The sequence below is a fragment of the uncultured Holdemanella sp. genome, from assembly GCF_934772795.1.
GTDB lineage: Bacteria > Bacillota_I > Bacilli_A > Erysipelotrichales > Erysipelotrichaceae > Holdemanella.
Map to the genome: position 1 here is coordinate 19,564 of NZ_CAKVMR010000014.1, position 20,087 is coordinate 39,650.

Annotated in this window: 17 protein-coding genes; 2 read left to right on the plus strand and 15 right to left on the minus strand. The window is 32.9% G+C overall.

What is annotated here, in order from left to right; translation table 11 throughout:
• Positions 1-88 precede the first annotated feature (88 nt).
• Complete coding sequence (gene typA / locus Q0F04_RS04240) at positions 89-1,918, plus strand: translational GTPase TypA (RefSeq protein ID WP_003865225.1); 1,830 nt, start codon at positions 89-91, stop codon at positions 1,916-1,918.
• 143 nt (positions 1,919-2,061) lie between these two features.
• Here typA and Q0F04_RS11900 read toward each other — a convergent pair whose 3' ends face one another.
• Positions 2,062-2,187: an IS3 family transposase gene (locus tag Q0F04_RS11900; RefSeq protein ID WP_366510369.1), complete on the minus strand. Its 126-nt coding sequence runs from the start codon at positions 2,185-2,187 to the stop codon at positions 2,062-2,064.
• Positions 2,188-2,809: 622 nt separating this feature from the next.
• Here Q0F04_RS11900 and Q0F04_RS04245 point away from each other — a divergent pair.
• Positions 2,810-3,094 carry a hypothetical protein gene (locus Q0F04_RS04245; protein ID WP_295750522.1) on the plus strand — a complete coding sequence of 95 codons (285 nt, stop codon included), beginning with the start codon at positions 2,810-2,812 and terminating at the stop codon, positions 3,092-3,094.
• Between the two features lie 39 nt (positions 3,095-3,133).
• Here Q0F04_RS04245 and Q0F04_RS04250 read toward each other — a convergent pair whose 3' ends face one another.
• The 14 genes from Q0F04_RS04250 to Q0F04_RS04315 form a co-directional block, all read right to left on the minus strand.
• On the minus strand, positions 3,134-4,138 hold the full coding sequence (locus Q0F04_RS04250; RefSeq protein WP_295750525.1) for a virulence RhuM family protein: 1,005 nt from the start codon (positions 4,136-4,138) through the stop codon (positions 3,134-3,136).
• 365 nt (positions 4,139-4,503) lie between these two features.
• Positions 4,504-6,378 (minus strand): DUF2207 domain-containing protein, encoded by a 1,875-nt coding sequence (locus Q0F04_RS04255; RefSeq protein WP_295750527.1) that lies wholly within the window; start codon positions 6,376-6,378, stop codon positions 4,504-4,506.
• Complete coding sequence (locus Q0F04_RS04260) at positions 6,359-6,901, minus strand: LemA family protein (protein WP_295750531.1); 543 nt, start codon at positions 6,899-6,901, stop codon at positions 6,359-6,361. Before Q0F04_RS04260 ends, Q0F04_RS04255 begins: the two co-directional genes overlap by 20 nt.
• An 82-nt stretch (positions 6,902-6,983) precedes the next feature.
• The gene (locus Q0F04_RS04265) at positions 6,984-7,682 is read right to left on the minus strand and encodes a hypothetical protein (protein WP_295750534.1); all 699 of its coding nucleotides are present in this window, start codon (positions 7,680-7,682) and stop codon (positions 6,984-6,986) included.
• A gap of 200 nt (positions 7,683-7,882) precedes the next feature.
• Positions 7,883-9,421 (minus strand): glycosyltransferase family 2 protein, encoded by a 1,539-nt coding sequence (locus Q0F04_RS04270; protein WP_295750537.1) that lies wholly within the window; start codon positions 9,419-9,421, stop codon positions 7,883-7,885.
• 37 nt (positions 9,422-9,458) lie between these two features.
• On the minus strand, positions 9,459-9,629 hold the full coding sequence (locus tag Q0F04_RS04275; protein WP_154556262.1) for a hypothetical protein: 171 nt from the start codon (positions 9,627-9,629) through the stop codon (positions 9,459-9,461).
• Positions 9,630-9,644: 15 nt separating this feature from the next.
• A complete protein-coding gene (gene gtfB, locus Q0F04_RS04280; protein ID WP_295750541.1) occupies positions 9,645-10,955 on the minus strand; it encodes an accessory Sec system glycosylation chaperone GtfB in 1,311 nt (436 codons plus the stop codon).
• Positions 10,949-12,430 (minus strand): accessory Sec system glycosyltransferase GtfA, encoded by a 1,482-nt coding sequence (gene gtfA / locus Q0F04_RS04285; RefSeq protein ID WP_295750544.1) that lies wholly within the window; start codon positions 12,428-12,430, stop codon positions 10,949-10,951. The genes gtfB and gtfA overlap by 7 nt, the downstream gene beginning before the upstream one ends.
• A gap of 20 nt (positions 12,431-12,450) precedes the next feature.
• Complete coding sequence (secA2, locus tag Q0F04_RS04290; RefSeq protein WP_295750547.1) at positions 12,451-14,760, minus strand: accessory Sec system translocase SecA2; 2,310 nt, start codon at positions 14,758-14,760, stop codon at positions 12,451-12,453.
• Positions 14,753-15,196 (minus strand): accessory Sec system protein Asp3, encoded by a 444-nt coding sequence (gene asp3 / locus Q0F04_RS04295; protein ID WP_295750550.1) that lies wholly within the window; start codon positions 15,194-15,196, stop codon positions 14,753-14,755. The genes secA2 and asp3 overlap by 8 nt, the downstream gene beginning before the upstream one ends.
• Entirely contained in the window at positions 15,186-16,697 is a 1,512-nt protein-coding gene (asp2, locus tag Q0F04_RS04300; RefSeq protein WP_295750553.1) for an accessory Sec system protein Asp2, read from the minus strand. The genes asp3 and asp2 overlap by 11 nt, the downstream gene beginning before the upstream one ends.
• Entirely contained in the window at positions 16,684-18,270 is a 1,587-nt protein-coding gene (gene asp1, locus Q0F04_RS04305; RefSeq protein ID WP_295750556.1) for an accessory Sec system protein Asp1, read from the minus strand. Before asp1 ends, asp2 begins: the two co-directional genes overlap by 14 nt.
• 12 nt (positions 18,271-18,282) lie before the next feature.
• Positions 18,283-19,467, minus strand: a complete 1,185-nt coding sequence (locus Q0F04_RS04310; protein ID WP_295750558.1) for a hypothetical protein — start codon at positions 19,465-19,467, stop codon at positions 18,283-18,285.
• A gap of 68 nt (positions 19,468-19,535) precedes the next feature.
• Positions 19,536-20,087: hypothetical protein (locus tag Q0F04_RS04315; RefSeq protein WP_295750561.1), on the minus strand; the 552-nt coding region annotated here is incomplete at its 5' end.

The following is a 20,087-nucleotide window of genomic DNA, read 5'->3' on the forward strand; positions in this document are numbered from 1 at the left end:
ATTTTGTTTTATTATACCACATTTTATTGAGTTTTAAGGTTTCTTGCTTTATAATTGTACTGTTTTTGACAGGAAAGTGAGTGACAGTATGTCCAATAAAGAAAAAATTCTTAACATTGCCGTTATCGCCCACGTTGATGCCGGTAAAAGTACGTTAGTAGATGCGTTTTTAAGACAGAGTGATGTTTTCCGTGACAACGAAGAAGTTGTAAACTGTATCATGGACTCAAACGATCTAGAACGTGAACGTGGAATTACGATTTATTCTAAAAACTGTTCCGTTATTCATAACGGTGTAAAAATTAATATTGTAGATACGCCAGGCCACGCCGACTTCTCAAGTGAAGTTGAACGTATTATCCGTACCGTAGATACAGTTATCTTATTGGTTGATGCGAGTGAAGGTCCAATGCCTCAGACTCGTTTCGTATTATCAAAGGCTTTGGAAATTGGATTAAAACCAATTCTATTGATCAACAAAATCGATAAGAAAGACCAAAGAGCTGAAGAAGTTGTCGATGAAGTTTACGAATTGTTCTTAGACTTAAATGCCAACGACGAACAATTAGACTTCCCTATCCTTTATGGTGTAGCTAGAGAAGGACGCGTTCAATACGACCTTAAAACACCTAGCGACAACATCGACCCATTATTCGATACAATCTTAAAACATTGTGATGTATATCCAGATATGGATGAAGAACCTCTTCAAATGCAAGTATCTGCCTTGGCATATGATGAATACATTGGTCGTTTAGGAATTGGACGTTTATATTCTGGTGTTCTAAAACAAGGCCAACAATACATTCGTTGTAACCAATCTGGATTGAATGCCAAAGAAAGCTTATCTAAGTTATTCGTATACAAAGGATTATCTAGAACAAGTGTTCAAGAAGCACACTCTGGTGATATCGTAGTTATCGCGGGTATGCCAGATATTAGTATTGGTGATACAATCTGTACAGCCGATCACATTGAACCAATGGAACACATTGAAATTGAAGAACCAACACTATCTATGAACTTCCACGTAAACTCAAGTCCATTCGCCGGACAAAGTGGTAAGTACGTGACAAGTCGTAACTTAAAAGAAAGACTTGAAAAAGAACTAGAAGTAAACGTTGGTTTAAAGGTTGAACCAACCGATTCAGCCGATTGCTTCAAAGTCAGTGGTCGTGGTGAATTACATATTTCTGTATTGATTGAAAATATGCGTCGTGAAGGATATGAACTAGCTGTTTCTAAGCCAGAGGTTATCCTACACAAAGATGAAAATGGACACAAAGTAGAGCCAATCGAAGAAGTTGTATGTTTAGCTCCAGAAGAATATTCAGGAACCATCATCAACAAATTAAATCTTCGTAAGGGTGTTATGCAAGACATGTCTGAAGAAAATGGATATGTTAAGATCGTCTATACAGCACCTACTCGTGGACTATTAGGTTTCCGTTCTGAATTTATCAATGATACACACGGTGAAGGTACATTAGTACGTCGTATTAGTGGTTATGAACCATATAAAGGAGAAATCGCACAACGTATGGAAGGTGCTATGATTTCAACTGAAACAGGTGAAGCTATGACTTACGCATTATGGAACCTTCAAGAACGTGGTCAATTATTCATTTCTCCACAAACACCAGTTTATGAAGGTATGATCATTGGTCAAAGTTCTAAAAACATCGATTTGGATGTGAACCCATTAAAGAACAAGAAATTAACTGCCATCCGTTCAAGTGGTCGTGATGAAGCGATGTTATTAACTCCACCAAAAATCTTCTCTCTAGAAGAAGCATTAGAGTGGATCAACGATGATGAATTAGTAGAAGTTACACCAGATGCAATTCGTATCCGTAAAAAAGGTTTAACAGCTCTAGATCGTCGTAACTTATATCGTCAAAAGATGAATGCTCAATAATTAAAAGGATCCAAAAATCAAGGACAAATATCTGACAGTTCTTGTTAAATGAGTGTCACATATAGTGATGCTCATTTTTTTATGCTTGTCATTTGTCTGGTACTATGTCAAGAATGACTCATAAAATAGATAATTTTTAAATTCTAATGCTTTGAATAGTAATTATTCTCATATTGATTTGGCGATTCATAACCACATTGACTATGAATTCGTATTGTGTTGTAGAATATTTCAATATATTCGAAACACAAATCATATGCATAATTCAAAGTACGATTTAACCATTCTCTTTAAATTGTTGAATGAAAAGATTCTATGCATACATTTTCCCAAGGTGCGCCCTTCTTTGAAAAGCTTATAATCAATCCTTTCGCAGATTTATACCTTAAACTTACGACGTATACGACGCTAGTACAAGGTGGACCATTTTTCAAAGACACTTATCATGCACATTTCAAACTTCGATACGCATCTAGCACGAATACCAAAAAACTAGGAGTTCATCTATTGCACCATGCACATTCTCTAACATGGACATGCCAGCTTATGACAGATTATCTTCCCTATTTTCCGGTTTCATCTAGTATGAAAGACAACCATTTTAAGTATAAGAATTATCTATTTTTTTAAACCTCTTTAGATCCACTGTAAAATCTTAAATATTCAAGAAAGGTAAAAGAAAAAATATCTAAAATTATATAGGGATAAATCACCCTTTAAAAGTCATAGGAATTTTTACTTTAAGAAAGTGAAGACCTTTAAACACTTCTAGGGTTTACTCTCTATCTTTTTTGTTACAGTATTTTTAGAAAGGATTGGACGTAAATAAAAAAGGTAGAAATCCTTCACCGACCAAAGTTGCGATTTCTACCCGTCCTCTTAGACAATATTATGATGCTGAAAATTACCAACGACTTCAACATGATTTTGAATGAAAATGATTATCAGGCTTTTGTTGCTTCGATTGATCTGCTTTCTTTACATTGTCCTGTTTGTAGTGTCGTTGGACTTTTTATCTTATATGGACACTACAAAATATTTGTGATTATTGATGATATTACCAGTGGTGATTGTAACATTGAAATACCTGTTCAACATATCCAATGTACTCAATGTAAATCCACTCATGCTTTGCTTCCAACTAATTTTGTTCCTTATGCTCATATCATACGCTAATAATAAGCATTATATATGCCCTCCAATTCATTATACAAGCTATTTTCTTTTTACTTCCTTGGAAACCTCTTTAATGCTTTCAAGATATGCTTTTTCGACTGGTGTCAAAGTAATCTCCTGATATTTTCTGTATTCTGACTTTGCTTTCTCCAATGCCTGTTTATGACTTACAGAACCGGAACCAGTTAAAAGCTTTCTGTTTCCTGATGACAACACACTATCCAGCTGCTTTACATAATCATCCATATACATTGGTTTATGTTCAATTGCATTAATTTCAGCCAGATCAAAATAACCAGATACAAGATTGTTTAATACTTTGAGTTCATTTTCTTCAAGATAATTCTTTGCAATTCCTATATCCTTTAATGCTGGTAATTCTCCGGCAAATGAAGTAAGTCCCATAAACGGCTTTTCTGCATCTACCCGCTGATATATAACCTCTGCTGCAGTATGACCATGTGCTGCATAGTGAAGTTTATTCTGAACAATTTTAAAGAATTTAACAGACTCTTCGCTATGAGGATCGTAATCTACACTCGTAGCATACAAATCAAGAACCTGACGATACAAGACCTTTTCTGAAGATCTAATATCCCTGATTCTGTCAAGTAACTCTTTCCAGTAATTTCCTCCACTATTTCCTTTCAAGCGCTCGTCATCTATCGTAAATCCCTTAATCATATATTCTTTTAACCGCTGTGTTGCCCACTGCCTGAATCTTGTTGCAATCACTGATTTAATACGGTATCCAAGAGAGATAATCATATCTAAATTGTAATAAGTAACATTATATGTTTTTCCATCATCTGCAGTTGTTCGGAATTTCCGAACAACTGAATCCTTATCCAGCTCCCCTTCTTCGAATATATGCTTTATATGTTCACTTATATTTGATTTACTGCATTGATATAATTCAGTAAGCTGCTGTTGTGTCAGCCACACTGTATCATCTTCTATTTTAACTTCTATATTTGTCTGCCCATCATCAGTCTGATATATAAGTATTTCCCCATATTCATCGGTTCCAATTTTATCTTCCATAAGCACTACTCCAATCCATTACTTTTAAACTATGAAATGTGAACACATGTGTTCACTATTGTCCCAACCAAATTTTATCATTGTTCCAACCTCTGTTCAACCGTAAGCGAGGAATAGAACACATATTAAAAGATCCAATTTGTAATGATCTGCTCCCTAGTTAATCCTTTAAACACTCATAGGGTTTTCAACCCTACATCTTTTAAAGCCAACTTTTAGTCGACCCTATCTAATTTTGGAGTACCAAAAGAAATTGCTTTGCACCCGTATACTAAGGATAGGTCTGAACACCTACCCATTTCTATTTAAATTGCGTACAAATAAAGGTAGGTGCATAACACCTACCACAGTACACAGTTCATCTATTACCAGCTTCCGCCGCCTCCGCCACCGGCGCCTCCACCAGAGAAGCCACCAAAGCTAGAGCCCATGCTATCGGCTGTACTTTTCATTTGTTCTGTTTGATAATCCAATAAATTCTGATGGATTGGATCATACATTCTTCTTGTAAGCATTCTGTAATAGAAATAAGAAGTATATGGATCTGAATAATAAGAGTCATACCAATCAGGTTGTGCCAAAGGAATCGTACTAAATTTCTTTGTCCACATTTCAGATAATCCAAAGACCATCGCATATGGAATCACATCATAATAATATGAAGGATTTTCCTTAGACAATCTTTCCAATTGTGGTACCTCAGCCTTTTCAATAAAGTCCTTAAAGCCTAATAAATCTCCCGCAACACTCTTAAAGTACTCGCTCACTACATTAAATCGAGGACTCAATAGAATTGGAAGTGAAACAACCACAATACCGACCATCATGTATTCAAAAGAAACAATACTTAGAATTGAATCGCATTGACGGTATATAAAGTATGCAAGAATTAAGATAAACGCAATACTTAATACTTTCTTTAATACACCTAGTTTATTCTTATTAAATACACTAGAAGCAGCTACAGAATAGTTCATGACCATCATAAGCACAAAGCTAAATGTAGCTAATATAGTTTCAATCAAATTATCTACAATACTATAGCGCGTATTAAATAAGATACTTACAACCATACAAATCATAGCTAGAATGGTTGTCACAAACCCATGATCAATACTTGATAATTTTTTATCTCCACTAAATTCATCATTCAAAGCTTCTTTGGCATCATCCATAGCCTTACCAAACTTACTTGATAGTTTCGATAATTTCACACTGCTTTTTGTTTTAAACAATCCGTTATAAATTTTCTTTTGATGTTTTAAAATAGGCGGTTCATGATTCTCTACTTTTGTAAGAACCAAGTCATCCTCCGTTTCAGAAATGGTTAAATACCCTTTACTTGCCCAATATGGAATCAAGGCCATTAAATCCTCTTGATCCACAGACTCATCCACAATCGTTCCAACCATAGCTGGATCCATATCTTTTGGTGGATAGAAATTCACAATTGGCGTAATATGCGCTTTCTTTAAAAGAAGAGCACGAATCAAACTGTATAAGCCAAATAGAATGGCCAAGCCTAAAAAGATGAATGGAGTCTTTGAAGTCGTTTGTTTAGCTCCTACAAAATAGCCTTGTCTTAATTGACCAAAAAGAGTAATGGCTTGTTTAGCACCAATATCATAGGCAGAACCACTAATAGAATTAGAAGTAATAATGGGAGTCACATTTAAATCATTCGATTGATTTCCTAGACTTCCACTAAAGACTTGAATGTTTGACATTTCTTTTTCTGTCAAAGCCTTTTCAAACTGAATATCAAAACTAAAATGCGAAATGGTTGTATCCCAATTATTTCCAAGAACTGAATAATAGATAAAATCCAAGTCGGAATGATAATCTTCAGGAATGACAATCGTATATGTCAAAGTATATGTATGTGGGCCAATGATCGTATAGTCTTCACTACCAATTTGAATCACACGATTACCTGAATCACTATCTACCTCATACTCATCATTTAATACGTTGATATCTTGAATCTTTAACTTATACTTTTCATTTCGATTGATATACATCGTTTCCGGAATATTACGATAAATCCCATGACGATAACTTGAGAAATTGACATCAATCACTTCCTTGACATCAATCGTATTGTTTTTATGATACGTCGCATTTACTGTATAGTCACTAATCGTATATCCCCCATCATCGGCATATATATCGATACATCCAAAACATAAAATAAATGCGAATAAGAAGGCAAAGACCTTCTTAAAATTTAACTTGAACATTTTCTCTTTCAGAAGCATTGGCCACTTCAAACATTGTTTTCTTTTCAAAATGGAATAAAGACGCAATGATATTTGTAGGAACACTCATAATCACATCATTATATTCACGAACTAACGCATTATAGTATTTACGAGAATTTGCGATATCCTCCTCAACTAACTTCAATTGATTTTGAAGATCCATAAAATTCGTATTGGCCTTTAAATCCGGATATTGTTCAGCCACCGCAAAAATTCCCTGAATGGCATTTGTGATCTTATTCTCACTATCCATGACATCCTTTGAAGTTTTCGCCATATTTCTCTGGGCAATCACTGAACTCAATGTATCCGCCTCATGTTTCGCATACCCCTTCACGGTTTCAACCAAGTTAGGAATCAAATCAAAACGCTTCTTCAAATACACATCCATTGTAGAGAAGCCTTCATCCACTCTATTTGATAAACGAACTAGCTTGTTGTAGCTTGACATCACAAACAATACCAACAAGACGATTAATACAATCACAATAATTAAAACCATAATAAAATCCTCCTGACAAGATTATACCTCAAAAGCATAAAAAAAAGTAGAAGCACATAACTTCTACTCTTACTCATATATATTACCAGTCTGTCGCAATATCTAATTGAGTATCTGAATTTTGCGTAAAACTACCTGTATCACAGACGATTCCCTGTCCTAATGAAGTATCTACAATAGATCCTCTAGGATACTTATTTAAATCGGCTGCCACAATAACATAATCCCCTAACATCTTCGCACCATCTTCACGAACCCAATAATTATCATTGTTTCCCATACCACGCATAATGTCGATTACCCCTGACATATTTAAGTTGTAGTATGTTTCCTTTCCATTAGGCCCATAATAAACGCCACCTGCAGCAGTAAGTGCATTCGCATTACTTACATATTGCGTTAATGATGGTTGCGAATAAACGACCTGAGTAACCGCATTATAATTATTTTGAACGAATGTTGTATCATTCAATAACTCTGGCTGCTCTAAGATCATTTCTTCAACGCTTTTCGACTCTTCTTGTTTCTTGCTAGATTCTTCCTCGATATCTTGAATCTGTTCTTCGAATTTCTTTTTTAACTCTTCCGTTCCGTTTTTTGTATCCACACGCATTAAAATGTTTGTATCCGCATTATTCGTTTTGGCATAAACCTTACTTTCTTCCCCAATAACTGATGATGTTGTAAGTAATGTCAATGCTAATGTCGACAACAATAAACCCGAAACCAATCCTTTTCTTACTACACTACTCTCTAAATTTTCTTCTTTTATAAAGTTCAAAACACCCTCCAATCTTCCCCCTTGGCCTCATAAAATACGAGACGGTTGTCCCTAAAAAATGAACAACAACACTTAATACTATACACAATTCTAAAAAAAAAGCAAATTTTGCCACTAAAAAAGGCCGTTTTCACCAAAAAGTGGTGAGTACGACCCATTTGTAAGCGATGTTTTCATAAAGAAACAAAAACACTCAAGATTTATTTATGCAATATATATGCAGTACTTTCTATTAAGAATTTACTATCTTTACCAATAATATTTTGAATAGCTTCAATCTTTGATTTCATATCTTCACTAACATTTCCAAAATAGAAGATCCATGATTCAACTTTCAAATCATGACTAACCATCATCTCATCAATATCCTTACAATAAACTGCATCAGATGATAACGATGATTTTGTATCACCCATCATAATCGGATACCAATTCATATAGTAAGATTGATTTTTTGCCAAAACCATTAATTTACCCGTATCACTCAACATATCCTTCAAAACAGAAAAATACTTTGACAATTCATCCTTCTCGATCTTAGAACAATCTAACGCAATCAAATCAAACTTCATAGATCTAAACGGATTGTTCTCTATATCAAAATAGTGTTCAATATGCACTCCCTCTAAATGCGAAGATATCGTTGCACATTGTATAGATTGATCTAAGCCATAAAAGTCAATATTGGGATGTTCATATGCTAAATGTGCCATTCTAGCCCCCATTTCACAATTCACATCTAGTATTTTTGATGAAGGGCTAAGTTTATCAATAAAACGCTCATAGCAACGTGTATATTGTTCAGAAAACAAAGTATACCCTGAATAATTATTATCAAAGCCAAACTTTTCATTAAATTTCAAAATATTCGTCTTTTGTATTGCCGAACGATTTGTCTTATTAAAAGATAATCCTCCATAATGGATGAGAAACGAATTATGCACAAGAACATTTTGATAATTAGCCATGAGCACTCTTAATCCAAAATCTTCATCTTCTTTATTTCCTGGAAAATATCTTTCATCTAAATATCCAACTTCTTCTAATACATGTCTTTTAATTAAAACCGCATATCCAATAAGAATCATTTTAATTTCACACATATTTGAACTTGGAACGTTCACTTTTAGCGCAAATTTTTTATCTTCATCTATATTTACATTTCTAGCAAATCCTTGGTGATTACATGCTCTTTCAGACATACTCCCAGCTGCGCCATAGTTTTCTTTTTCATATAAGCCCATACGTAAAGTATATAAACTATTAGCACAAAGAATCGTGTCATTATTTAGTAAGAAGATATCATTTTCCTTTCTTGAAGCTTTGATTCCAATGTTACATCCACCTGGAAAGCCTGCGTTAAAATCGTTCTCTACCAATACAATATCATTTTGTTGTCTAAGATATTCAACACTATCATCTTGTGAATTGTTATCTACAATTACGATTTCTCTAGCAGATTCCGGAGTTGTTTCTCGTATGCTTTCAATACATTGTTGTGTTAATTGACGATTATTGTAACTTAAAATTACAATGGATGCTGGTTCTACTTTACCTTGTCTATATGCAATTTCATCTAGTTTATTTTGAATTTCAATTCGAATCAATTCGTCTTGACAATAAAATAATGCGTTTTCGTATGTTAAATATGCTTGTTTTAAATTCACATTTTCTAAATATTTCGCGTATTCTAAATATCCTTTGTAATCCAACGGATTTTCTTTAATTCTCTCTAACATAAATCACCTTAAAAAAGGCTTAGATTATACTCTAAGCCTAGAATCCTACTACATTCAAAACTGCTGCAATAGCCCAGATAGCTGCCATAATCAAGTTTAAGACTTTACTAAATTTCTTATCACTTAAGTAAGCTAGAGTAACACTGTATAAACAACAGATTGCCTCCAATACTACGATTACCATTAATGTGTTAAATGTACTAAACATAAAAACCCTTCCCTTCTAAATATTTCTATAATCTTGCACATTTTGTGTCATAGCCATTTTTCTTTGTCTTTCTAGATTTAAATCTAAATGAGACGCATCCTGAATCACTTTTACCATATCTTGGTAGTTATTCGCATCAAAGACAAAGTTTGGCAATACATACTTGCGATTATGGATTGTTTGATTAAATCCAAGAATCAACAGATTATGTAAGAATGCTTCTTTTGTGGCATCGACGATTTCATTCTCATAGTTGACATCTAAGAAGTAGTCACACGTATTGAATAAATCTAAGATCTCACTTGCCTTGCATCCTGGATACAAACGTACATTATCATATTTTTCAAAAGACATCAACTTTTGTGACATCTCTGTTAATGCACAAACATGGAATTTCATGTTTGGTAGTGCATTTACTAACTCATCCAATTTCTCAATACGATCTGAGTTTGTACAAATCAAGACATTATTCGAATGTCCATTTTCTTTTTCAAAGTTATATACATAACCCAAAGGTTTGACAATATTACTATTTGCACCTAATGAAACAAGCTTTTCGTAAGAATCCTTCTTTTGAACAAAAATCTTAGAAGTACGTCTAGAATTTCCATCTAGAATCACCTGCATATTACCAGGAATATCTTCTCTATAACCCTCTTGCCAGAACAAGACATCACTATGTTCACAATCTTCTAAGCTTTCCGATACAAAGAATGGATTTGATAAGGAGTTATAGAATAATCTTGTTGGATATACATCCAATTCAGTAAATAAATGTTTCGCAAATTCAACTTTATTCTTAAAGATATATACCTTATTATCTTGATTTAAAATAATGTCATGCGTCACAAAATTCTCAACCACTTTTTCATTGCCTGACACATCATAATAACTACGAGAAACTAATTGTCCTTTTTTATTAAAAATCGTTCTCGCATATAAGAAACCATATTTATTGTAGTGATCACTCACACGAGCTACATGTGTATCATCATACCAATCTACAATCTTGACAAGTCTTTTATGTAAAGAAGAAGTAAAGAAAATCTTACCTCTTTCATGATTTAAATCAAAGACTTGACCACCCGTATTACTCGCCTTGATTTCCCAATAATCCGGAACATCAATCTGGTTAAAATATCTAGGCTTTCCACCCTCTTTTTTACCACAATAATACGCATAAATACTCATTACATCCTCTGGTAAATATCCATCATCACTAAACGTAATAATAGGACCACTAAATCCAGAAGAACGCATACTTTGATAAAGCATTTGACTATCTTCATCAAAATTATCTAATAACACAACTGGAGTTTCTAACATACAGCTTCCCTCCATTTTTCTTGTACATTACTAGTTAAGAAATCCTGAGCTACAGAATAAGATACTTCGTGACACTTTTCTAGGTCTTGTTTAAATAAATCTACAATACCCTTTCTTAATGCTTCAACACGATCCTTATCCTCTTCAGGTAAAGGCATTAAATATCCATTTTCCCCATCACGAATAAATGTAGGATTTCCATAACGAACATCAAAACCAATGATTGGTAATCCTCCACCAACAGCTTCCATTAAAGTAAGTCCAAAACCTTCACTTGTACTTCCCGCAATATAAGCCTCATAATTCTGGTAGACTTCACTCAAATCATGTTGACCCATCAAATGAATATAATCTTGTGCTTGATGATCACGAATTATATTTTCAAGCTTTGTTCTTTCAGCTCCTACTCCATAAATATCTAAAGACAATTCTGAATATTCTGATTTTGCTTGAATCACAGCCTTACAAATCCAATCAATATGTTTTTCACTTGCCAGTCGACTAGCTGTAATCAAAGAGAATGGTTTTCTTCTATCTTTTGGATATTTCAATTCTGCTAAAGATCCTACAGGAATCGTATATACACAAGGGATAATACCATAATATTTTTCGAATTGTGCTTTCAACAAATCACTCTGAGCTTGTGTTGCACATACATAAAAGTCAATATGTTTATACATATTAAAGTCATACTCATAATAATTATTCCATAAAATATAATCCTCATTTGTATCTTTTTCACTAAAATGATCTGCATGTACAATGATTCCTACTCTAGCAGGTTTACAATTCATCAAAATAGATTGTCCAATATCAGTAGCACGATCAATAATTACTATATCATCACTAGTAAGATTTAATTGAGATACCATATAACCTACAAATTCTTCTTTCGAACAAAGAATCTTATCTTTAAACTTATACATCACACGATCATCATCATTGATTTCTTCATAGGCAACACTGCCATTTTCATTAAAGAAACGACGATGATATAAATGAGCCTTATTATCTAATGGTGCATAATATTCTGAATACACACGTCCATATGTAAAATAATCCTTTCGAATCAAGAATCCATTGGAAACCAATTCTACACGATGCACATAGTCATCATGATCATTGACCATATAGGCCGTATAGAAATTATTATTTCCATTAAACACATAACGACAAATCTTGCCTTCGCGTTTTTTTGTATAATCTTGATTACTAAATGTCTTTTCTAAATCACTTAAAGTATAAGTCACAGGTGCTGTTTTAAAATCCGTAAAGAAAGTATATAACCAAATGACCTCAGAATCTTCAAATCCAATATTCTTCGTCATATGCTCGATATTTTCTTGTGGAAACATATCTGTAAATACAAATTTGGCATCAACACCAATATTTCTAAACATTCTAGCACGATAGATCTGGGCATATTCAACACCACTACTTGCCCAGCCAATGCCTAAGTTAAAATTATAAATCATAACCCTAAAAACTCCTTTCCTTAAGGATACAATATTATCATCTCGTTGTCTTTACCAAATGAAACTTCTCCTAGTAAAATATTACGAATCATTGCCTTTTTGATAGATTTTTCCATATCTCTAAAAGAAAGTCTTGCCTCCCTTTGGTATTCATATAAAAGATTACGCTGTGCTGTAGAACGACCAGAAATGGCTGCCTGTAACTGCTGCAAGTAGTCAACCTCTTCAATCCAACCATCATCTAAGGCTTTTAATGTACAAAGACGACAATATTCTGGGAAACGATCGCCTAATAATTGTTTCTTATTCATGAACGCAAATTTCGAGTATTTAATTAAATAATCTTTTTTATTTTTCACATCCATATCCAACTCTTGTAGTCGATATGATAAATTGTCTAGAATATAACGATGTATCTCAAAAGAATCTAGCTTTTTATTTGAACTTATATAATTTTTGACATTATCCTCACAAATCATAAGAAGATTTTTTTCATTTAAGTTCTTTCCATCTAATAAATCATTACGAGTTTTATACATAATCGTTCTTTGGCGTTGCATAACACTATCGTAATTTACTGAATTTTTTCTTTGGAAAGCAGAAGACTCATCCTTTATTTTTTGACATTTGTTTATTAAATGCTTAATTTTTCTTTTTGAAATATATTTACCTTTATCAATATATTTTTCTAAGAAATCCTCACCTAAAATTGTACATACATCATCCTCTAATGAAGTATAGAAAATTGATACGCCTGGTTCACCCTGACGTCCTGCACGACCTCTTGCCTGTCTTTCATCACGTGTATTACTCATTCGACCAATTCCTAATACACATAAACCACCAAGTTCTTTAACACCCGGACCCAAATGAATATCCGTACCACGACCAGCCATACTTGTAGCCACTGTCACGACATTTTTCTGACCAGCTTCTTTAATAATTTCCGCTTCCCAGAACGCATTATTCGCATTCAATACACTATGCTCAATATTTTCTTGCACCAATAATTTTGACAACATTTCCGTATCCGAAATCAATGATGCGATCAATAACACAGGCTGTCCTGTTTTATGTCTTTTTACCGTTTCTTTGATTACCGCATCAAATTGTTCTTCACTCGTTTTAAAATACTTATCCGGCACATCTTTACGGATCATAGGCTTTCTTGGCGGTATAACAATTACACGTTTATGATAAACTTCTAAAAGTTCATCTTTCCCATCCGCAATTGTTCCACTCATACCTGCCATTTTAGGAAATAAGTTAAATAAATTTTGATATGTGATTGAAGCTACTGAACGCTGTTCCTGACTGATCTTTAAATGTTCTTTTTCTTCAATCGCTTGGTGAGATCCACCACGAAGTTTCATACCATTCATCTTACGTCCCGTACTCTTATCTAGTAATACGATTTCACCTTTATCAGTTACTACATAATCTACATCCTTATCCATTAAATAATGAGCTCTTAAGGCCAATACGACATGTCTCAAAATATCAAAGTTTTCCTTACTGTATAAATTATCTATACGAAAGTAACGCTTCGCATATTCAATACCAGCCTTAGTTAACCAAACCTTTTTATCTTCTATAATGTAGTGCTCATCTTCTATAAGTGTAGTCACAAAAAAATCTGTTAATCCATATAGATTAGATTGTACCCTAGGAGATCCTGAAATAACTAAAGGCATACTTGCACTATCCAATAATACCGAATCTGCTTCATCTATAATAATAAAATTAAAATCTCGCATAAAACGATCTTCTTTAGAATGTACTAAGTTATTTAATAAATAATCAAAACCTAGTGCACCATGTGTTGTATATACAATATCTGCTGCATATATTTCTTTTTTTTGATTATTGTCTAAATGTTCGTTTGTATCTCGAGTAACTCCTGCTGTTACACTTAAACCCAAAAACTTATAAACCTGTCCCATCTCTTTGGCATCACGAATCGCAAGGTATTCATTGGCCGTAACTAAGATTGTACTTTCACCAGTTAATCCATTTAAGTATAAAGGTAACGTTGCCGTTAAAGTCTTTCCTTCACCCGTATTCATTTCGCATAAATAACACAAATGAAGGGCTATTCCGCCCAAAATTTGAACATCAAAAGGAAACATACCTAATACGCGATAATCGGCCTCACAACATACCGCAAACGCCTCAGGAAGAATATCTTCAGTTGTTTCTCCGGCTTTTAATCTTTTTTTAAATTCAATCGTCTTATTTCGAAGTTCAAAATCACTTAAATTCTTAACAAACTTAATTTCTTCTTTTACCTTATCAAAAAGGAAGTTAATTTTTTTATCCATCTTACGCATTCAAATCCTCTTCCCTTTCTGTAATCACAAAAGAATGAAAATGCATCTTAGTACCACCTGCATTAATCAGCTGCACACGATAGCTATATGTCTTTAAAGGACACTTAAAATCCATTTCTGGTTCACGAATGATAAGTGTACCCGCCTCATTTTCATAGCGGTCATAAAATACCATTCGAATTAAATACGATTCAAAACCACTCATATTTACCTGGATATGATAAGAACTCTCTCCATCAATAATAGGTAATGATGGTTCTGTTCTCATCATCTGGTAGTTTACCTTAGAATACCATTCCTTTATAACGGTTCCAGGAGGCATCAATTCATTTTCAAATTCAATATCTTCACGAGAATGAAACCAGATCTTAGATCCATAAAGATAAGTTCCAAAAGTATCTTCATTCCATACTACTTTCCAAGCCTTATTCTTCATTCAAATCACCTCGTTTAAAATCTTTTTCTAAGATATCATCATATTGATTTTTAAACCACGCAACAATACTATACGTATCATCGTTGTGCCTTCCATGAACACCCTTACCAATAATTTCTACACCAACATCATCAATATGAGAAATCAAACGATTATAAGCCGTCATATCATAATCATCTTCTAACATATAAGACACAATAAATTTAGTTTGAGACCAATCCGTTTGATCGAACAAATCCCAAAAGCGATGATTCAATGAATCAATTGATTTATCACTCATATCTCCGTGATTCTTCACTAAAACATCTAATGAAGTAGGAAAACCTCCAGGTCTAGAAATACGTTCGTTTTTAGCAATATCTCCTAAACTAGCCAATGGTTTACCTAATAAAATCGCATGTGGCCTTAATTTACAACCATTATATAAAGCTCCAAAGGTTCCCATAGAAAGTCCAGATAAAACAAGTTGAGAGCGATCAAATCCAAGTTGATTTAAACAATCTTCAATACCCGAAACAATATAATCTTCATATTCTTTATCGCCTAAATAAAAGGCTCCACCCTCTAAACGAGCTTCAGATATCAACAAAAATGGAGCACCAAATTTTCTCATCATATAATAGCCTTCAAAACCTTCCTGCGTTTTATATCCACTAAAATACACATTTAAAGGTGGCTTTAGATCACCCGGATCAAAATACATAAATACTTCTTCTCTTTTTGAAGTCACAAAACGCATTCCACCAGGCAAAAAAGTTCCATATTTTTTTCGTGAATGACGATCATGTAATCCAACAATTTTTAATCTTCCTTTACCCTTAGCAAGCAAAGAAATAAAGACCATTCCATCCATCTTCTCTTCAGAAACATAGACTATCTCATTTAAATCTTCTTCTGAATATATCCATCTATTTTGTAAGGCTGAAACAGAACCAATTTCAAACTTTTCAATTTTTAACTTTATTGAAACTGAATCATCTTTTTCATATTCAAGCCAAAAATCAATTGTTTCACCTTTTCTTATAGGTACATTATATCGCCAAAAGGCAATTTGGTAGAAGTCATCGCCATAATCCCCATCTAAATCAACTCCTGTATATCCATTCCAAAAAACCTTTCCTTTAAAACTTTTTGAAATAGCTAAAGAATGTGGATTGAATTTTTCTCCATATGTATAGGAAAAGAATAGCTGAATATCTTTATCCAAAAAATTTTGAAAAGATTCTTCACTTATTTTAGTTGCTTTTCTTGAAACAAAGATCCATTTTGTCCATGATTCAATACGAATTGAATCAAGTATAAACATTGTATATGCACGTATTTTTTTTTGAAGAATATACGCCTCTTTTTCTTTAATATTACGGCTTAAAAGACATACATCATACCCTTTTTCTTCAGCATCATCCAAATCATTTACATAATTCCAAGTTACTATATCAGGAACATGAAGCTTTAAACTTAAATCTTCATTCCCCACTTGTAAAACACTAATCTTGTTCAACTTGCTTCATAACTCCCTTCCATTTACGAATTAAACTAGCCGTATTGTATTGCTTGCTTAACTCATATGAATAAATCATTGATTTATTCCAGTTCGTAATATTATCTAAATAATATGTTAGGCTTTTATATATTTCAGAAAGATCTTTGACTATAAATCCATTTTTTCCATGATGCACATATTGCGTTTTATGAGCAACGATTTGAGGAATTGCACTACTAATACATGAAATTTGTAAATAAAGATCAGGTTGAGATGTGACATCCACTACAATACGCTGCTCTCGTATACATTTTGAAATACTTAATTCATCAACACATTGATCTACATAAAACTTAATAGGTACTTTATTTTCTTCATCCAAATCAAACTCTGACTTATCATTTGTTTCTTTACGAGCTAATCTTTCATCCATTCCATTTGTTTTCAGAAATTGTTGTACAAAGTTTAAAACAGAATCTACACGATTCCAATTTGCATTTCTTGTAAAGAAATGTACTCTAGCTGTTTCGTTCACTTCAAAATAGGTCATAAACACTAGAATCAAAGCTTCCAACTTAGATTGTTCAATCATATCAATTGGTACCAATATATTTTGTACTGTTAATTGTTGACTAATTCCAAAATCTACTCGTGTATCAAATGGTGTAATATCAACAATTGGAAGTCGTTTACCGATATATTTTTCAAATTCATGAATTTTAGATTTCGAATCAACTATACAATAATTTGTATTTTTAATTAAAGTTTTTAATCGATCATCATCCACTAATTTTAAACGATTTTGGTAGAAAGATAGAATTGTCTTTTTGTTTAAAAATAATCTTTCTAATAAATTCTGATGAAGTGTATGCATTGCCAAACAGAAAATATCATTTTTTGATGTCATTTCATTTAAATAAATTGAAGATACTTCCTCAATCAACATTTCAACAGATGGATAAGACAATGAATTCATTCTTATTCTTTGATTGTTTATCAAATAATAAGGATTTTCTGGATTTACCTCAATATGACCATCATTAATGAAACGGCACATCTTCCAATTTCCTTTTTCATCTAAATATTGTTCATATATAGGTGAATTCCCATCATAAATTGTCGTGCAAGATAAAAAACCACGGTCATCATAAATATTTTTACGAACTATAACTTCCTGTTGAAATAAATTAACTTCAATCATATTTCCATCTTCACCAAATTGAACCTCGGCATACTTATTATTATTTACATATGCCAAAATACAAAATGGAGTATAAATAAATTCTGTATGTTCAGGCCACATAAGATCATGATACGAAAGTATATCGACTTTTGTACGTTTGATTTCTTGTATCGCATCAAAACAAGACCAATATGGTGCATGAAAAACACTTTGTCTATGAAGAAAATGGCGAAAATTAGGACAATAACTAAAATTTAAAATTTTATATTCCATTATTTCATTTCGGTTAAACATCTGAATTTGTTTGACGCTATCATCAAATTCCGTCACCATTCTTCGTCTAAACCAATATTGTTCATTTTCTTTATATTCATTCTGATGATACCAGGAAGGCACAAAATAAATCATAACGTAAACCTCCTATACAAATGGCTTATATGAATCAAAATCATGATAAGCACGAATTTCTAAATAAATATTACATATAAATCCTGAAAGTAACATAAATGTTGTAGGAAGCATTGCGACAGTTGGATCGACAATCCCATTAAATTGTAAATACGCACAAAGAATTAAACATCCACATACAATTGCTCCACTAACACAACTTAATAATAAAACCCACTTACGGATATAACGACGCGTTGGTTTTCCTGCAGGTACATTTACAATACTATCTCCACTTTGAAGAAGATCTTCCGATAAATCTTTCGGATTCACAAATAATAAACTTAATAAAATAGTAAACACGAACATCATAACAATATATATTCGCATACCAAATACAGTAGACATGTTTAAGTTCTCATATAAAAAATTTATAGTCGCAGTCTGGTGATAATGATGAATAATGCCAATGATAAGTTGAGGAATCATATAGATACCAGAACCAAACATCAAAGCCATGAAACCAACTGGATTGTATTTTATTGCCAAATAATTCTTTTCTGCATGCACATTATGTACAGATACTCTTTGAAGAGGAATTTTCTTTTCATGCATTTCCATAAAAATCATTATGATAACCATCACAAGTGAAATCAACAATGGAATTCTCAAATCTACAAATGTAGACTTTGTTAAAGTTCGAATTAATGTTTCAAACATATTGACAACTATAATTGGTGCAAAGCCTCCAACTCCATATTTTTTATTATTTATTAGTAAGTATTGTGCAATACTTGCACCCGCCATTAATTCAAAAACAGCTAGTATAATACTTGTTAAATTACGATTTACATACGTTAATTCCAAAGCATAAAAAATAGATTGTATAAGTGCAATAATAAAACATAACCCAGTAATCCAGTAATTCATTGCTTTAGGAGAAGTACGCATTTTCGCTTCTTTCGTTCTCATAGCAAAAAGAATAGAAACAATTAAACTAGCTGTAATATATGGTGAAATACCTAAACTCATCACATAACATTTCTTTCCTGCACCACTAATAGCCATCGTTAATATTGCATCTAAATCCAAGCTTAAATTATCATAAACATTCATATCAATACCATTTAAAGGAATACGATGACATAAAAAATAAATCACAACTATAACAATTGAAAAAAGACATCTATTTCTAACCAAATTTGTCTTTTCCTTCATAAACATCACTCCCAAATAAAAATAACAGTAACTAAAAATTAGCTACTGTTATTTTATCATTATTTTATTTATTTATCTTCTTTTTCTTTAGAAGCATCGTTTCTTTCTTTTGAGGCATCGTTTCTTGCCTTTTTAGAAGCATGTGCATTTGCCAATGAAACTAATGCACCAACGATTGGTACCCAAGACCACCATACTCTATGAGTTACATCCAATGTTGATTTAGGCATTTTTTCTTTTTCGATTGTTTCTTCCTTAGCCTTAGGAGTTACATCATCCTCTACAGTTTCTTCCTCACTAACTCTTGGAGCTACTTGTAAAGGAGCACGTGTATTATCAATCGCAATACGGTTGTATGATACTGCACCACCAGTAGTGCTTGAAGCAATGCTTGAAGACATTGATGCACTTTCACTAGTAGATTCACTTGTACTTGTACTCAATGATTCACTAGTTGAATCACTTAGACTTGTTGAATCACTTAAGCTTGTTGAATCAGAAGTAATTGTACTTAGAGAATCGCTAGTTGAAGTTGATCCAGAAGTACTTGTACTCAATGAATCGCTTGTTGAAGTTGAGTCTGATGTACTAGTGCTTAATGAGTCACTTGTAGATGTTGA

Excerpts from the sequence above, each read along its gene's own strand:
- typA (WP_003865225.1), top strand. The coding sequence starts at position 89 with ATGTCCAATAAAGAAAAAATTCTTAACATTGCCGTTATCGCCCACGTT.
- Q0F04_RS04245 (WP_295750522.1), top strand. The coding sequence starts at position 2,810 with ATGATGCTGAAAATTACCAACGACTTCAACATGATTTTGAATGAAAAT.
- Q0F04_RS04250 (WP_295750525.1), bottom strand. The coding sequence starts at position 4,138 with ATGGAAGATAAAATTGGAACCGATGAATATGGGGAAATACTTATATAT.
- Q0F04_RS04255 (WP_295750527.1), bottom strand. The coding sequence starts at position 6,378 with ATGTTCAAGTTAAATTTTAAGAAGGTCTTTGCCTTCTTATTCGCATTT.
- Q0F04_RS04260 (WP_295750531.1), bottom strand. The coding sequence starts at position 6,901 with ATGGTTTTAATTATTGTGATTGTATTAATCGTCTTGTTGGTATTGTTT.
- Q0F04_RS04270 (WP_295750537.1), bottom strand. The coding sequence starts at position 9,421 with ATGTTAGAGAGAATTAAAGAAAATCCGTTGGATTACAAAGGATATTTA.
- Q0F04_RS04275 (WP_154556262.1), bottom strand. The coding sequence starts at position 9,629 with ATGTTTAGTACATTTAACACATTAATGGTAATCGTAGTATTGGAGGCA.
- gtfB (WP_295750541.1), bottom strand. The coding sequence starts at position 10,955 with ATGTTAGAAACTCCAGTTGTGTTATTAGATAATTTTGATGAAGATAGT.
- gtfA (WP_295750544.1), bottom strand. The coding sequence starts at position 12,430 with ATGATTTATAATTTTAACTTAGGCATTGGCTGGGCAAGTAGTGGTGTT.
- secA2 (WP_295750547.1), bottom strand. The coding sequence starts at position 14,760 with ATGCGTAAGATGGATAAAAAAATTAACTTCCTTTTTGATAAGGTAAAA.
- asp3 (WP_295750550.1), bottom strand. The coding sequence starts at position 15,196 with ATGAAGAATAAGGCTTGGAAAGTAGTATGGAATGAAGATACTTTTGGA.
- asp1 (WP_295750556.1), bottom strand. The coding sequence starts at position 18,270 with ATGATTTATTTTGTGCCTTCCTGGTATCATCAGAATGAATATAAAGAA.
- Q0F04_RS04310 (WP_295750558.1), bottom strand. The coding sequence starts at position 19,467 with ATGAAGGAAAAGACAAATTTGGTTAGAAATAGATGTCTTTTTTCAATT.